The organism is Devosia sp. (genome assembly GCF_030689745.1).
GTDB classification, from domain to species: domain Bacteria; phylum Pseudomonadota; class Alphaproteobacteria; order Rhizobiales; family Devosiaceae; genus Devosia; species Devosia alba.
This window is the reverse complement of the sequence record NZ_JAUYGL010000196.1, coordinates 26642-41890: the sequence shown is the minus strand read 5'-3', so window position 1 is coordinate 41890 and position 15249 is coordinate 26642. Positions and strand designations below refer to the sequence as shown.

The following is a 15249-nucleotide window of genomic DNA, read 5'->3' as shown; positions in this document are numbered from 1 at the left end:
CGATGGTGGTTTAGGTGTGTTCAATATCATTTTGCGCGTAGGAAAGTTCGGACGCGCGTCCCCATAGGTAGGCTGCCCAGCCATGTGATGAGCAATACGATAAACGTCGCTAACGATTCCAACTGATTGAACACTTGGTTGTTGGCGGGGATAAAGAAAATCAATATGGCAAGCACGGGTATGTTGCATACTGCGGCCATATTATGCGTTGTCAGGGCCGAGGTCCATATGGCGCAGACGTAGAAGCCGACCGCAAACATTACAAGTGCGACACCCAAGAAACCGACATCATTGGCCCACTGGCTGTAGGCCGAATGCCACTGCGCCTCAGCACTCCACCGATCATCGATTTTTTGCTGAAAGGTTCGAGGCCCCAGGTCAACGTCAAGATAGTTCCTCAAGGCGTCAATAATGAACTTGGAATGGCCCAGTCCATATGTGGTTTCGAAGGGGATGTCGGCGGAGAGCGACATTCCATAATAACCTTGGGTCAAGTATATTGTTCCGATGGACAATAATTCGCAACCCTTGAGCACCACGCCACCAGAAATATCGCAATACTTTTTGAATGCCGGCTTGACAGCTACAGGCCTCGCCTCTTCTGCGGAAGCCACCTCTGCGCCAACACTTAAACCAAGCCTGTCGGCGTATTCCAAACCGCCAGCCCTCACACTCATTGTATGTTGAAAATAAGCCACCGAAAATAGAACAATAAGTACAGTGATCCCAATCAATACGAGTCTTGATTTGATGAAAGCAAGCCGCGCCACATGTGGAGTGATTACAACACAGGCCAAAATGAGGAACAAAAAAGTAAATGCAACATCGAAAATAGGCTTATTGGTACCTACGCTCACACCTGAGAGAATTGGGAAAATGGCGACAGCGAGCCCCAGAATCTTCTTTAGGCGGGATAGTCCAGACCAATCTGACACCAACATGTACACTAGAACTAGTTTGGAAAAGGAAAGTGCACCATACAACGCAGTGACCGGTGGGTTGCCCGAAAAGTTGGCATTTGCCTCGGCGCTCAGCTTGTAGATGTAGCCTTTCTCCGGTGTAATCAGGCCAGTGATAAAGTCAGACAAAAGCGTGGTTGGAATGTAGCTTGGCCCGAGGGTTAGGTTACGATGAGCAATCAAAACAACCACAACCGCGCAGAACCATACGGGCCAGAAGAAGCGCTCCGTAAAATTGCGAGGAGACTGTGCAAATCCGCCAGCGGTCCACCAATGCCGTCGCCAATGCGCGACGGCATAGCCAACAGAAAACATGGACAGGTAGAGCGCGTTGAAAGCCCAGAATTCGCCCTCGTTATGGACAGCCCAATCGATCGGGCCGAATTTGAAGAGCATCAGCGAGCTGATCAGGTAGAGCAAAATGGCTATGCAAGGTGCCCACATCAGCATCGAAGAGTGGCTCGGTCTCAAGGAGGCCGGAACGCTGGATTCGTTTTGCTGAACGGTCATTGTTGGAGGGTCACCTTGGATCGATCAAAATAGGGGCCTTGATTGCGTGCTCGATAGCCTTGAAAACGCAGTGAGTCACCAAGTAGTGGGTGTTCTAAGTTGCAAACTAGGGGGCTGTTGATTTCTCGTCCCTAGGGACGGGCCTCGCCCTCACGGCGGACTCATGTATGCGCTGCGTATTCAATCAGGGACGAATAGTAAATTCGTATGGCGGTAGGAACTGGCCGGCGAATGGTTGCAAAGGCGTCCATTCTTCCATTCCTTGGCCTGGTAGCCATGCTGTATTAACAGGCGCACCGCAGAAGCGCTGTCCTTGTAGTTGCCGGCCTTGACGTCACCGACCTCAAGGGTCACCAAGGGGCGGATTTCGTTGAGCGTACGCTTCATGCCGAGCAGAATGTCGTACTCGGCATTTTCCGCATCAATCTTGATGAACTTCGGTCTCGCTTGGTTGGCCGCGATATACTCGTCGATACAGATAGCGGACACGACGTATTCGGTGGGCTGGTGTTTCTGGGCTATAGCGTCTTCGAGCTTGGCTTCATACAGCGAGTTGAACGCCGACATGGTCATGCCGAAATCCTTGAACTTCAACTCCGTGTCTTCCGACCAGGCCGCTGAGTTGGTCAGTTTGACGTTGCCTTTACCGCTCACGTTCGACCGAACCACTTCGTGGGTGTGACGGGTCGGCTCGAAGCTGTGCACCTGGCCCTGTGGACCGACTAGGTGCGAGGCGAGCAGGCTATAATAGCCGAAATGCGCTCCGATGTCGAAAACCGTGTCGCCGGGGTTGACAGATTGGATGACCATCCGGGTCAGATCGGGCTCAAAGAAGCCATAGCGATATAGAAAGCATGAGACGATCTCCGGGAAAACTACGTTCATACGCTCGCCCCAGAACAACTCTGCTTGCAGCATCCAGGTCGAACCCGTGATTTGGCAGTATTTCTCTATGGCCTTTGAGGTAAGCAGCGGTAACGGCGCACGTAGCGTTCGTTGCAGGCGGCTGCCGCTGTTTCTCTGGACGGATAACTCAAGTTGTTCGAGCAGCAGGCTTTTATGCTGCTGGACGCTGCTTGACAAAGGTGCAATGGCGGTCTGTTCCGGCATAGTAACTCCTAGCGGCGATGCGCCGTTCGCGGGGGGCGCCAAGGCAAAGGCCTAAGCGAGACGGTAAACGCTTAGGAAATCGAGGACACACCGTTCATGACAGCATCGATGACGTGATCGACCTGGGCCTGCGTGAGGTGCGGGCCGATCGGCAGACTGAGAAGCGTGGAAGCATATTGCTCGGCCATTGGAAAGCTACCGGGGCCAAATCCCAGGGAAGCATACGCCTCTTGCAGATGGGGTGGTCGCGGGTAGTGGATTAGGGTCGTGACGCCTACGTCCGAAAGTTGTTTTTGCAGTTGGTCGCGCTCCGGATGGCGGACGGCATACAAATGCCACGCGTGGCCCTGGCGCTCTTGCGGGCCAGCGGGCGCTGCCAGTTGCGACGCAAACGCCTGGCTGTACCGCTCAGCAATGCTGCTGCGGCGAGCATTCCATTCATCGATTCGGGGTAGCTTGGCACGCAAAATGGCCGCCTGGACCGGATCCAGGCGGCTATTGTATCCGATTACATCATTGACGTATTTTGTGCGCGAGCCATAGTTGCCAATCATGCGCACGCGGCGCGCCAGCGCTTCGTCGTTAGTCGACACTGCGCCGCCATCACCGAATGCCCCCAAGTTCTTGCCCGGGTAGAAGCTCCAAGCTACGGCATGACCGTGAGAGCCGATGCGGCGGCCACGATAAACGGCCCCGTGCGCCTGTGCAGCATCCTCGAGCACGAACAAGCCGTGGCGGTTGGCAATATCGATCAGGCTGGCCAGGTCGGCCGGCTCGCCATACAGGTGCACTGGGATGATACCCTTGGTCCTCGGCGTGACGCGGTCAGCCACCTGCTGCGGGTCCATGTTGAACCCACCCTCTATAGGCTCGACCGGAACCGGCGTCGCCCCACACTGGCTCACCGAGAGCCAGGTAGCGATGAATGTGTGACTCGGCACGATGATCTCGTCACCAGGCCCGACACCCAGCGCCAGCAGGGCCAGCCTGAGCGCATCAAGCCCATTTGCGACCCCCACGACATGGCGGGCGCCGCAGAAATCAGCGAATTCGTTCTCGAAGGCCTCGACCTCAGCCCCCCCAATGTAGCTGCCGCTATGGAGCACCCGTTGGATGGCGGTGTCGATCTCGCTCTGTAGTTCGAGGTAAGAAGCCTTCAAATCGAGGAAGGGCACATTCATGGTTGTCCTCCAATCGCCCGCAGGAACTCGCTGTAATCGCGATAGTAGTCCGCCTCATCGTACGTGTTTGAGGCGAGCACCATACAGACCGAACCAGACGAAAAGCTATGGAGCTCACGCCAGATGAGGGGGCACACGTAGAGGCCGAAGTTCGAGCGGTCAAGCTGGAATTGCTTCTTTTTCCTACCGTCGTCCAGCATCACGTCGAAGCTCCCCGACATAGGGATGATGAGCTGGTGCAGGGCCTTGTGGGCATGGCCACCCCGTTCCGCGCCATCAGGCACATCATAGAGGTAATATACTCGCTGAAAATCGAAAGGCACGTGACGCCTGCCCTCTATGAAGGTAAGGTTGCCGCGCGGGTCAGAGATCTTGGGCAGTTCCACAATGCGGCATTGGTCCACACTGAACTGGGGTTCCGTTTCACTCATGAAGGCTCTCTGTTAATAACATAGGCCGTATTTCGAAATTTACAGGTGTTGGCTGGTACTCGAGGCGAGAAACGGACGGTGCTTTTGGAGACGACGAAGCCCTTTGAGATCACGTCAAATCTGCTCCTTGGTCACACTCAATGCTTGGTAATACGTCATGGTGATAATCATGCAGGGACTTGCCGAAGCGATCCTTAAGGCTTGAATCAGCCCCAAATCGCCTCAATTCCTGCGCAGTCCTAATTCCACGCGCGCGATCCAAGCCGGAATACGCGTACATAATTGGCGTGGTGCCGTTCATGTTGGCGGTATTAGGATTCGCTCCGCGCTGAAGCAGGATTCGACATAGGCCCGCATCGCCGCGATATGCGGCTCGGATTAACGGAGTCCACCCTTTTGCGTCGCGGGTGTCGATCGCTCCCGGGACCAGCGCGTCAAGTTCATAGTCACTTGATTCAGTGGTAACACGGAACCACTCCATCTGCCTATCGATTGTGAGCTCCAAGTCGTAGTCAATCGTCGAAACCGTCAGTGCTGTTGGACCGCCCCACACGACCGTTCCGGGGCCGGTTTTGCTCCGTCGCGATGTTATCGTCCAACCTCCTATCGGAACGCCAGCAACTTGTGGAGTCTGGTATTCGCGAAAACTGAAAGCGCGCAACTGTCGTACAATTCCCTCAGCCGTATCATTCAGACGGATCGAGATATCTCCGTAGTGAAGCGAATCACGCGAGTAATAAGACGAACCAATTGAACTTTGCTCGACCGCCACAATTGCGTCCGGAGAAAGAATGTAGTCTATCCGTTTACGGAACAAGGACTTCGTATTCTCCATATACGCGAAATATAGATCGCGCGCCGTCCAGTCCGGCAAGAGGTCGAAGACCACTTGGTCGATGATCCGCCCGGTGTCGATTCCGCGGTCGATCTCGTGCAGCGTTACGCCGCTACGGGTCTCGCGTTGTAGGATAGGATGCGCGGAGGTATACATACCCTTATAGGCGGGCAGTGCTGAGAAGTGGAAGTTATAGAGCCTGCGGGAACTGAACGAAGACGGGCGGATGATTCGATCGAACTCTAGTGAGATAAACAAGACGTCCTGGATCTGCTCTGCAGCTTCGAGCGCAACGACCGGTACTCCAAATTCTCTAGCAAACCGGACAAGTGAAGGCTGCCAGGTCGACGAACCAGAGTCCGACCGGTTCGGACAGACCACTAACTGATCCTTCCAGCCACGCTCGATCATGTACAGAAGCGCATCGACTGCGACATCGTTCTTGCCAGCTAAACAAATTGTCGTCGGACTCATTCCATCACAGCCTCAAATCACTCTCTTGCTTGCAAACACACCCTACACGGTTCCTGCTCTTGCGATGGACCTTGCTGCGCGCCGAATGGACGCGATGAGGAGCTACGCCTCGCGGGGCGCTGCCCGCCAACCCATTGTCCAGTACCGACTGCGTTACGATTGCGCATGTAGCCGCTGCTGCACCTCGGCCAATCATGATAGCCGCGCCTCGCCTCGGAGAAGCTTCAGATTTAGCGGTCGTTACCGCATAGGTAGATGGGCATTGCTCACTGCGCGGGAAACGATCGCTGGTGAAAGTTGTGTTGGAGCCGATGAACACGTCGTCATCCACTCGCAGGCTACCCCACAATTGCACGCCGCTCTTGATTGTAACGCGATCGCCGAGCACCACGTCGTTCTCGATGAAACCGCGGGAACATACGCTGCAGTCCTCGCCAATCCGCGCGCCGGCCAAAACGACTAAGAACTGCCAGATGCGCGTACCGCGACCTATCGCCTTGCTGGCGACGTCAGCGCTGGGGTGTACTAAAGCGTTCAATCAAAGGCCCCTCGCGCTGGAAAGTGACGGACAAGGCATCATTACAGTCTCCGTCGACGGGCGCAATTTTCGTCGTGAGTTAGGCGAGGATCGGCCTCTTCATCTAACTGATGTTATGCGGCGGCTTTGTGGCGAATCAAGCGCCGACACCTTCTTCCCCAATTTGTTTGTTAAACCGGAGGCAGTCTACGCATCCACATCGACGCCCTCCAGATATCGCGCGCCACATCGACCATCAGCCGCTCGCCAGAGTGATTTTGAGGATGCGGGGGTGGTCCAAGACGAACCGCAGGGACATACGCAGTGAATAGTCCGATAGTTGTGCCCGGTTTTAGTCGGAGGTCCGCGAACGGATCTGGAGCGCTAAGCCCTTGAGTCAAATGCCACTGAACCGATCGATGGGGCGCCACTTTCACTCAACCCACCATCGTGTCGGCAGCGACACCCTGCGCTATCTCCTGAGACGCGGCATCATTGCGTTTGTCTCGCATTGTCCAGCGGCCCTATTGGATGAGACCGTGCTTGCTGCGGCCTACGCCACAATTATCATCTCACCGCCAACGCCAGTCTCGCGCCGGAAGGTCATCGTCCGCGTCAGCAGGGGAGTGGAGCGTGGCGTAACGCCCGAACTGGCCAGCCTGCCGTTGTCGGTCATTCTGAGCGCCATTCGGCCTAAGGTTCCGGCACGCGCCTGTGTCAAAAATCTTGCTCGCGCACTGGCATTTAAGCCCGTCGTTGCGGTCCCGACTTCGACTGTGCCGCTTTTGACCGACCTGCCACTCACCGCTTCGCTGCGTCGCTGGATTGATCAGACCTTGGCCGATCTGGCCGCGGTCAAAGCCGGGACGCTCTCTGCGGATCAACTGATCTTCGGCATCCGAGGGACGGCCGGGCACCGGTAAAACTCTGCTTGCCGAGAGCTCGCCCGCACGGCCGGTTGGGCACTTGTGCCGAGCAGCGTGGGCGCGTGGATCACCGAAGGAGACGGTGCCCTTGGTGGTGTAACCCGTAATCTCAAGCGTTTTGTCGATGACGTTTGGCTAACGAGCTTTTCGGCTACCTGGACGAACTCGATGGCCTCCCAGACAGAACGAGCCTGGATATGGGTCACCTCCAATTCAAGTCAGGCGCTCGTCTCCATCCTGTCGTTGAAAAACTTGCCGCCTGTATCGGCCGGCTGATTTGCGTCCTGACGCGGTAGGTGCGCCAATGGTGATTTAGATCAGATCAGTGTACTACCATCAAGGCCATGCAGATATTAGAATGCTGCGATCCGAAGGCCGTGCAGATGACCGCAACGACCAGAAGCTGCAATGTTTGGTCAAATACGTGCCAAAGGTGGGTGGCATCCACAGATGCACAGGTGTGCGTTCTTCAATATGCTTCGAAATGCGTCTGTTTGCGTCAAGTGGCGTCGAAGCGCATCACGCAAAAGTGGGGGTAAGAGGGGATTCCGGGCCAAGGGATCGATGAATTATCCAGATCTATCGTTGGACAGCCTCAACTACGTTGACGTCCGGATCGGATGAACTCACTCCCCGACAACCTGGAGAGCGCTGCGCAGCACGCCGACCGGCATGGGTGGGACATCCGCAGCCGTTAGGACGCTCGTCGCGCCCTGGTGCCCAAGATCGATGTCGTATCTGCGGCCGGGCTCGGCGGTCGTGCTCACCAAGCGCCGGCAAAGCAGGTCGGCAAGCGCCGGGTCTTCGACCGCGCATATAATCTGGCGGCGGTCGAGGCGAAGGGCCGCCAGTACTTCGACGAGATGAAGCGCGCGGAAATCGTCGATATGCTGGACCGGATCATCGAGAAGGAGTGAGCGCCAAGGCGTCCAGGCGCGGGCGAGGTGAACCGACAATAGGAACGCCAGTCCAGCCGCACGTCGCTGGCCAGAGCTGAAAACGAATTGCGGGTTCAGCCCGTCGCCGACCTTCAGGCTCAGGAAGCGTTTCACATCGCCTCGGATGCTGTAATCAATGGTCCTCCAATCCGCGTGTGGTCTCAGACGTTGATAGAGTTCATTGAGCAAGGGGCTGATCTGAGCCAGCCTTTCATCGATGATCTCGGCGCTGACGCGCTTTACCGCCCGGTCGATCTTGCGGGCGCTGGTTGCGGCGGCCTGTGACTGGCTGACTACATCGGCGAGCTTGTCGATGTCCTCTCGCAGAACTTCGATGGTTTTCTCGATCGACGCCATGCGCGTGACCGACTGGGACGCCTCCAGAACGATCAGGGCGCGCTCGAGGTTGATCAATCGGTCGCGCTCGGCCGCTACATTGGTTTCGAGCCCGTCCGGGTCAGAAAGGAAGCGCGGATCGATCCCCCAACTCTCGAAGAACGCGGCATGGGTCTGTTCGGCCTCTCGCAAGGCGTGCTCTTCGGCTTGATGGCCAGAAACTTCACGCTCGACTATGGTGAAGGCGGACGACGCTTGTCGCGCCTGTTCACTGGCCGCAGCCATTCTGCGGCGGGCGTCCTGAACCCCGGAGGCGAGGCTTGAAATCCGCCGACGCGCTGCTTCCACGCCTGCGGCGAACTCCGCAGAGGTTCGGTGGGCGGCGCAGAGCGGGCAATGGTCCTCATGAACGCCAAGGCGCTCGCCGTGCTCGACCAGAATCGCGAGCGAGGCTGCGACCGCATCCGCGTCCTCTTCTCGGGCGAGCAGCGTCTCGGCGGCGGCAACGTCCGCCAAAGCGACGCCTTTCGCATGCCTTGTCGTTTCAAGCCCGGCCCTCGCGGTTTCCCGCGCTGTCACCGCATTGGGCGCCTGAAAAGCCTGCTGACGGGCGAGCAGAACCCGACCGGCCTCCGCCGCTTCAGCGCTGCGGGCGGTTCGCGTTCGCCCGTCTGCAAGCGCGCCGCGAGCCGCCTCAAGGCGGAGCACCATGTCGGTGGGCGCATTCGGCACGGCGGCGCCCACGATCTCCAACGCGGCAGAGACGTCGCCGGAGCGACTAAGCGAGGCTTGGATTTCCGACTGCTGGGTCAGACGCTCGCCCAACTTGGCGCGCGCGTTCTCATAGACGGCTTCATTACGGGCGTGAGAGGCATCGGCGGCGGTGACGACATCCCTGGCCTTCGCAGCCGCCTCTGAGCCTTCGAGGGCGCCGAGGGCCGAGCGAACGAGATCGAAGCGTTCGGTCTCGGACAGATCGAGACTGAGGGCAGCGATCCATTCGTCGCGAATGATGGAGGTTCGGGTCAGCTGTCGCAGCGCATCCTCGGGCACAGGTCCGCTGCACAAGGCCGCCTGGATTTCTTCCGGCGACATATCGGCACCGCTCTCGCGGGTCCGGGTGATCTTGAATGGCTTGCCCTTGTCGCTAACGAAGGCAGCGGTGACATAGTGAGCTTCCGGTTCGCCGGCGCCGCGCCACCACAGATAATCGGCGAGGCTTTCCTTGGCTGCCTTCTCGACGGCGTACTTTTCGATCAGGCCGGTGATGGCGAACTCGACGGCGTCGCACAGGGTGCTCTTGCCGACGCCGTTGCGGCCGGTGATGACGGTGAAGCCGCCGCCGAAATCGATCCTAGCCTTGTCTCGGAAACCACGGAAGCCGCAGACCTCTACATAATCGAGCTTCATGACCTGGCTCCCAAGATGCGCGCGACCTCCACAGCCGGCGTTTCGTTGAGAAAGGCGGCTACGGCGTCGGCGGGAACGTCCTTTAAGCGGCTGCGGAGGCGGTCTTCGAAGTTGGTCGCACCGAGGAGCGGCTGCGCGCGGAGCCCTATTAAGGGCAGCAACGCCCTTTCGACGTCCTCCGCCGTTGTCACGGCCGTGCGGGCGATTTTTCGGGTGAGTGTGAAGTCTTCCTCTATCCGCTCGATGGCGCGGGCCAGCGAAGGTGCACGCTCGGCGGTGAGTAGCACCGAATAGACATTCCAGGCCTTGATGCCGGCTCCTCGCAGGGACGCGGCGTGACGTGCAAGGCTAGTCTTCTGGCTGGCCTGCCAACCGGCCATGAGCGCCTCCGCGTTTACGAAGACGTGGACGAAGCCCATGAGGGCGGCGCTCTCGAAACAGGTCACGGGGCCACTCGGTCCTGACCAGGACCAGGTTTCATATTGTGCATTGCGAAGCACGATTTCGGCTTGAGTCGCGATATCCATCAGATGTTCAGCTCCGCGCGTGCGCCGTTGACGTCAAACCAGTCTCCGGCGGCCGCCGGACGTATGAGATCGCCGGTTCGGCCACCCCGGATGACATTGCTGGGAAGACCGAGATCGGTTGCGCCCACGGCAACCACGACTTCGGAGGTGACGGCCACGGGTGGCTCGATGAATTTCGTTCTAAGCGAACCGAGGATCGCCTCGGCGCCATTGATGACCCGGATGCTGCGACCGTTCAGTTCGTAGCCTTCGGGAAGCTGGGTGGCGCCAGCCTGGCGCAACAAGAGGTGAAAATACCCAAGCGCCTCCACATTGCCGGGGCGAAGGCGTGTGGCCGGCTGTACAGCCGGGATGCCTTCGGCATCCCGCCGCAGCCCGTAAAGGGTCTCGCTGTCAAAATTGGCGATCTGGAGCCAGTCCGGGTGGCATTGAACGCCCGTCGTCTGTTCGAAGACGGCCCGGCCCGCGGCCAGGACCTGGCGTAGATAATTCGAGGAGAACGTCCTGCGCAGTTCGTCGAGCACGTCCGCGCCGGATTCGCGAACATGCTCGAAATGAACGTTGTCGGCATGGGCGACCTGCCAGAGCTGGGGCGCCTTTTCTTCGAGGGTATCTGTCGGCGAGAGATCGACGACTGTGACGGAGAGCGGCTGCACGTCCGCAAGGGCGCCGCCGATCACAGCGTTGAGATATTCCCAGTCTGACCAGAAGCCGACGACCAGTATGTCCTTCTGTCGCAGGTTCGCTGCCATCCAGGTCTTGCTGCGTTCGATGCGGGCCGAGATAACGGGATCTTCCAGTTGGGATGGGGCCCAGACGGTCGACGCGGGATCGCGCTGTGCGCATCCATGAAATTTCAAGAGCGGGGCTTGGCGCGCTGCATCGACATTGGCCTCGTCGCCATCGAGGGAGCCTCTGAAGGCAGCGCCGTAATCCCAGGCCCGGCGTTCGATGAGGATGTCGTAGTTGCTAGATATGCCCGCGACCGCAGCGCGGGTGATCAGAAAATCGGCGATTGCGGCGTGACCGGGATTGTACGGTCGCGCAAAGGCCGGCCATGGCACCAAATGCTCGATGAAGACGGACTGGAGCGTATTGGTGGCCACGAAGTGTTCGGCTAGCGCCTCGAGATTGTCACGCAGCGCGATATCGCAGGCGGGATCGACCTCGAGCTGGTATTTGTCAAAACAGCGTTCTGCTACGGTGCGTGCGGATGGTAGGCTGCTGGGCGGCGCCATCGACAGGCCCGCGCCGCAGACCACCAGAAGCCGGCCGGCATTCATCGATGCGAGAAGTCGCGTTAGGATCTCCGGACTCAAACTGCATTCCCCCGACTACATAATGCTATTACCACCGGATCCGAACCTGCCGGCGGAATTTCTCTTGGTCACCATAAGCAATAATTGCGCTCACCGAGAATGCCCGTTCTCGATTATTATTGGTCAAGAGCCGGTAGACCATTTTGCGCTAGACTAAGCCGAAAAGCTTGGCGGTGGCGAATGGCTGCTTTGAGGAGTTCGCAATTAGATCCCAAGCGAGCCGTTTGGTTAGCACAGGCCACCACACCTTTGATGCCCTTCACTTTCCACGTGGCCAAGGCTTGTCGCTACGCGCTTGGTCCCTTGAGCAAGAGGAGCCCGCCCAGTTGCGGGCGGGCTCTCTATTCCTTATTCGCTGCGGCGGGCAGGGCGGGACCAGATGAGGCTGTGGGTGTCACCGTCCTCATCCTCAAAGAGGTTGGCGTAGATGGGGTTGGAGAAGCTGGGATCATCGACCTTGAGGCTCAGATAGTTCCTGCCTTCGTTGGACGTCTTGGACCAGGCGGCTCCAATTTCTGCGCGACCGACGAAGACGCGGTGGCTGGGGGCATTTTCTCCATTGGCCCGAGTGTCGGGTGCGATGCGGACATTCTTCGCCTGAACCGAAAGGGTGAGGATTTCCCCGGTGAATTCGTTGTTGGCGGTGGATTTGAATGTGCCGATGGTTGCCATGATGGTCTCCTTGATTTGCCTACGAGCCCGCCCCTTGCGGCCTCGATGGCGATCAAAGGGCCGAAGACGATCGACGGCGCACCCGTAGGGGAAACGGCAAAGGAGAGCTTTCTTGTCTTTCCGCGGGGAATGCCGGCCCCCGCCGGCAGGGGAAGAAAGCTTGACGACGCTGTTGCGCCAAGGGCGATCGAAGCGCAGCTGGTCTTCGGCCAGATCAGCCCATTGAGGGGCCGGACGGGAGCGGACTGGTTATCGGGAAAGCTCAAGAAGGCTATGGCGACCACCCTGCGCCATGGAAACCGCTCCACGGATAGCGGCGTGGATCAACCTTCGGTCAGGTTTCGAAACGCCTTCGATTCGACATAGGCACCGGCGAACATGCCCGTGGTCTTCGCGCTATTGGCGTTGCAGGGCGCTGCTTGGTCACGTGGCCGGGTTCCCCATGGCGCGCGCCATGTCGGGTATGAGGCTGGTTACCTGCCGCGGTTAATGACAACTCAGCGTACCTCAGTGGTGAAATCCACAGAGCGTCCTGGTCTCTGTGCCCCTCATCTACCGATCATAAGATGTGCCGCGAGGTGGGAATGAAGATGGACCAGGTCGTAAAGAGGGGCCAGACGAGCTCGGAATAATGCCGGTCCGTCCAATCATGGTGTTTGCCGGTGCATTGGGAACGCTTGCAGCCATACCCCACGCTATAAACTCCTGACTGGCGTGAAGCCAGCGCAGCGGCGGCGGTGCTCATTTGGCCGAATATCACCCCCCTGGTCGGCGCCCCATAGGGTGGCGCTCACGCGCCACCCCGCTTGCGGCAATCGAAGAGTTTGATGCCAAGTTTTCTGGCCTTGTCAGCCAGGTTGTCCTGAATACCAGTGCCAGGAAAGACGATCACGCCGATCGGCAGGATGTCGAGCATGGCGTCGTTGCGCTTGAAGGGCGCGGCCTTTCCATGCCGGGTCCAATCGGGGGCAAAGCCAATCTGCGGGACCTTTCGCGTTTCGGCCCATTTGCCGGCGATGAATTCCGCCCCCTTGGGCGACTTCCCATGGATCAGCACCATATCGGGGTGCTTGGTGTGAACCTTGTCGAGTAGATCCCAGATGAACTGGTAGTCGTTGAAATCCATGCCACCGGTAAGCGCTACCTTGGGGCCAGCAGGCATCAGGAGCTCGGTTTCGGCCCGGTGGCGAGCGGCAAGAAAATCGCGGCTGTCGATCAGGCTGGCGGTCATGGTTTTGCGGTTCAGCATCGAGCCCGCGCGCGGTCGCCAGGCCGAGCCGGTCTGGTGTTCGAAGCATTCGGCGGCCTGGTCACGCATCAGTTCGAGGGCATCGCGGCGTTCGGACAGGGCTTGTCCCGTGGCGACAAGGTTTTCCAGTTCGACCGATTTGACCTCGCTGCCATCCTGCTCTTGCTGCAGCCGGCGCTGGTTCTGCTCATTGTCATCGAGTTGCCGCTCCAGCCGGGCAGCAGCCCGATGGAAGGTGCTGACACTCGACCATAGCAATTCGCCGAGATCGGCATCGAGCGCAGTGTCGGCAAGACTGGACGCGAGAGCATCGAAGATATCGGTGACAACACCGGCGAGAACATTGTCTTCGGGAATTGGTCGAGGATCAGCCTCGTCGGCGGAAGGGCGCCAGCCATAAAGCTGCAACTGGCTGACAATATGATCGGTCGAAGAGGAATGATGGTGCGGTTCGATCGCGTCGTGTTCTCGCATAATGTTGCTCCGTCGGTTCGACCGCGACCCTCGCGGCCTTGATGGCGATAAAGCCCATGACCGGGACGGAATGGCACCCCAAGCGCCGCGCGGGGCCGGAGCGACAGCGCAGGATGGCAGAGGCCAACTATTTTGTTCGCGCTGGAACGGCGTCGCTATCGATCAACATTGTCGCCAAAAATCGCGCGCCGCCGGAAAATAGTTGACCATCGCCATTGCCGGGCCGACCAGGCCATGGGCCGATCGCCCTCTGCAGGGCCGGGTCCGCGGCTCCTACCGACGGGCCAAGAGAATGTGATGACCATGAGAATGGAACCACTGTCTTTCCCTTGCCGTCCTATTCCGTCCCGCGAAGGTAGCGAATGCGGTCGCGACGGAAGAGTTGCTCCCCGACCGATTCCCGAAGACCCTCCATGCCGAAGCGCCGCAGGTCATCGTTGAAGTCGGCCAGGCCGGGCGACAGAACGATGGGTTCGATCCCGGCCCGATGCGCGCGGTCAGCGAGATGGTGGCAGACATTGGCGCCGGCCCGGTCATTGTCGCGAATGATATAGAGCCGCCGAAGGGATGGCGGGAACAGGATGGCGGCGAGGTGAGCGGCCGACAAAGCTGCAGCGATGGGCAAGTCAGGCAAGACGCATCTGAGGGATAGGACGGTTTCGATGCCTTCGCCTGCCGCCATGATGGTGCCAGCCGTGCCAAAACGGACAGCGTGGCCCAGAAGATCGCCCATTGCCCGGCGGGGCGTCGCTACGGGTGCCTTGTCCACGCCGTCGCTGGAAAGCCAGGTGCGATGCGCTCCGGTTTGCTTTCCATGAAGGTCGGTGACGGCTGCGATCATGGCCGGCAGGGTTTGGCGCGAGCCGCCGTCTTCGGGACGATAATAGCAATGGGGATGGAAGCGAAGGGCACTGGTCCCATGCAGCACGGAGATGGCGCGTTGACGAAGGTAGGTTTCTACCCGGGTGCCGAAAATGGGCTGCGCCATGTTGAACAGGCGCCGGGACGCTTCGGGTGATCCAATTATGGTCGGGACGCTCTTTATATCTGACGACGGTACCGCTTCGCTTTCCGTTAAATTGAGAAATCGCCGTGCCTCACGACCAACATCCCTAAAGTCGACGAGACCCGTCGATTCCCGGATAATATCCAGCAAGTCGCCGTGCTCGCCGGTGGCCGCGTCGGTCCATTTGCCAGCGGCGCCTTTTCCAATCTGCGGACCAAACAGACGCACGAACATCGAGCGCCCCGGAGTGTTGCGGGCATCGCCGACGATCCAGTATTTGCCGGTGCGGCGACCGTTGGACAGATAGTACCGGCAAACCGCCTCGGCCCGCTGGCCAAGGCGAATGGCAAGGTCAGCCGCCTGCATTTCGGACCG

Annotated in this window: 12 protein-coding genes; 1 reads left to right on the top strand and 11 read right to left on the bottom strand. The window is 58.9% G+C overall.

Features of this window, described 5'->3' with window-relative positions; genetic code table 11:
- Positions 1 to 26: 26 nt before the first annotated feature.
- The 5 genes from Q8O80_RS17345 to Q8O80_RS17325 all read right to left on the bottom strand — a co-directional run bounded on the left by Q8O80_RS17345 (position 27) and on the right by Q8O80_RS17325 (position 5500).
- The gene (locus Q8O80_RS17345) at positions 27 to 1469 is read right to left on the bottom strand and encodes a hypothetical protein (RefSeq protein WP_305581550.1); all 1443 of its coding nucleotides are present in this window, start codon (positions 1467 to 1469) and stop codon (positions 27 to 29) included.
- Positions 1470 to 1649: 180 nt separating this feature from the next.
- The gene (locus Q8O80_RS17340) at positions 1650 to 2579 is read right to left on the bottom strand and encodes an FkbM family methyltransferase (RefSeq protein WP_305581548.1); all 930 of its coding nucleotides are present in this window, start codon (positions 2577 to 2579) and stop codon (positions 1650 to 1652) included.
- A 71-nt stretch (positions 2580 to 2650) separates the two neighbouring features.
- Positions 2651 to 3760 carry a DegT/DnrJ/EryC1/StrS aminotransferase family protein gene (locus tag Q8O80_RS17335; RefSeq protein WP_305581546.1) on the bottom strand — a complete coding sequence of 370 codons (1110 nt, stop codon included), beginning with the start codon at positions 3758 to 3760 and terminating at the stop codon, positions 2651 to 2653.
- Complete coding sequence (locus Q8O80_RS17330) at positions 3757 to 4191, bottom strand: FdtA/QdtA family cupin domain-containing protein (RefSeq protein ID WP_305581544.1); 435 nt, start codon at positions 4189 to 4191, stop codon at positions 3757 to 3759. The genes Q8O80_RS17335 and Q8O80_RS17330 overlap by 4 nt, the downstream gene beginning before the upstream one ends.
- 109 nt (positions 4192 to 4300) lie before the next feature.
- The gene (locus Q8O80_RS17325; protein ID WP_305581542.1) at positions 4301 to 5500 is read right to left on the bottom strand and encodes a formyltransferase family protein; all 1200 of its coding nucleotides are present in this window, start codon (positions 5498 to 5500) and stop codon (positions 4301 to 4303) included.
- 909 nt (positions 5501 to 6409) lie between these two features.
- Between Q8O80_RS17325 and Q8O80_RS17320 the strand changes: the two genes are divergently transcribed.
- Positions 6410 to 6940, top strand: coding sequence for a hypothetical protein (locus tag Q8O80_RS17320; RefSeq protein ID WP_305581540.1), 531 nt, complete (start codon positions 6410 to 6412; stop codon positions 6938 to 6940).
- A gap of 629 nt (positions 6941 to 7569) precedes the next feature.
- Here Q8O80_RS17320 and Q8O80_RS17315 read toward each other — a convergent pair.
- The 6 genes from Q8O80_RS17315 to Q8O80_RS17290 all read right to left on the bottom strand — a co-directional run bounded on the left by Q8O80_RS17315 (position 7570) and on the right by Q8O80_RS17290 (position 15240).
- On the bottom strand, positions 7570 to 9627 hold the full coding sequence (locus Q8O80_RS17315) for an AAA family ATPase (protein ID WP_305581538.1): 2058 nt from the start codon (positions 9625 to 9627) through the stop codon (positions 7570 to 7572).
- Positions 9624 to 10154: a hypothetical protein gene (locus tag Q8O80_RS17310; RefSeq protein WP_305581535.1), complete on the bottom strand. Its 531-nt coding sequence runs from the start codon at positions 10152 to 10154 to the stop codon at positions 9624 to 9626. The genes Q8O80_RS17315 and Q8O80_RS17310 overlap by 4 nt, the downstream gene beginning before the upstream one ends.
- Positions 10154 to 11473 carry an SIR2 family protein gene (locus Q8O80_RS17305; RefSeq protein ID WP_305581533.1) on the bottom strand — a complete coding sequence of 440 codons (1320 nt, stop codon included), beginning with the start codon at positions 11471 to 11473 and terminating at the stop codon, positions 10154 to 10156. Before Q8O80_RS17305 ends, Q8O80_RS17310 begins: the two co-directional genes overlap by 1 nt.
- Positions 11474 to 11821: 348 nt before the next feature.
- Complete coding sequence (locus Q8O80_RS17300) at positions 11822 to 12145, bottom strand: DUF736 domain-containing protein (protein WP_305581531.1); 324 nt, start codon at positions 12143 to 12145, stop codon at positions 11822 to 11824.
- 790 nt (positions 12146 to 12935) lie between these two features.
- Entirely contained in the window at positions 12936 to 13868 is a 933-nt protein-coding gene (locus Q8O80_RS17295) for a DUF2493 domain-containing protein (RefSeq protein ID WP_305581529.1), read from the bottom strand.
- 337 nt (positions 13869 to 14205) lie between these two features.
- Positions 14206 to 15240, bottom strand: coding sequence for a toprim domain-containing protein (locus tag Q8O80_RS17290; protein WP_305581527.1), 1035 nt, complete (start codon positions 15238 to 15240; stop codon positions 14206 to 14208).
- Between the last annotated feature and the right edge of the window lie 9 nt (positions 15241 to 15249).

Excerpts from the sequence above, each read along its gene's own strand:
- Q8O80_RS17310 (WP_305581535.1), bottom strand. The coding sequence starts at position 10,154 with ATGGATATCGCGACTCAAGCCGAAATCGTGCTTCGCAATGCACAATAT.
- Q8O80_RS17325 (WP_305581542.1), bottom strand. The coding sequence starts at position 5,500 with ATGAGTCCGACGACAATTTGTTTAGCTGGCAAGAACGATGTCGCAGTC.
- Q8O80_RS17345 (WP_305581550.1), bottom strand. The coding sequence starts at position 1,469 with ATGACCGTTCAGCAAAACGAATCCAGCGTTCCGGCCTCCTTGAGACCG.
- Q8O80_RS17340 (WP_305581548.1), bottom strand. The coding sequence starts at position 2,579 with ATGCCGGAACAGACCGCCATTGCACCTTTGTCAAGCAGCGTCCAGCAG.
- Q8O80_RS17295 (WP_305581529.1), bottom strand. The coding sequence starts at position 13,868 with ATGCGAGAACACGACGCGATCGAACCGCACCATCATTCCTCTTCGACC.
- Q8O80_RS17300 (WP_305581531.1), bottom strand. The coding sequence starts at position 12,145 with ATGGCAACCATCGGCACATTCAAATCCACCGCCAACAACGAATTCACC.
- Q8O80_RS17335 (WP_305581546.1), bottom strand. The coding sequence starts at position 3,760 with ATGAATGTGCCCTTCCTCGATTTGAAGGCTTCTTACCTCGAACTACAG.
- Q8O80_RS17330 (WP_305581544.1), bottom strand. The coding sequence starts at position 4,191 with ATGAGTGAAACGGAACCCCAGTTCAGTGTGGACCAATGCCGCATTGTG.
- Q8O80_RS17315 (WP_305581538.1), bottom strand. The coding sequence starts at position 9,627 with ATGAAGCTCGATTATGTAGAGGTCTGCGGCTTCCGTGGTTTCCGAGAC.
- Q8O80_RS17290 (WP_305581527.1), bottom strand. The coding sequence starts at position 15,240 with ATGCAGGCGGCTGACCTTGCCATTCGCCTTGGCCAGCGGGCCGAGGCG.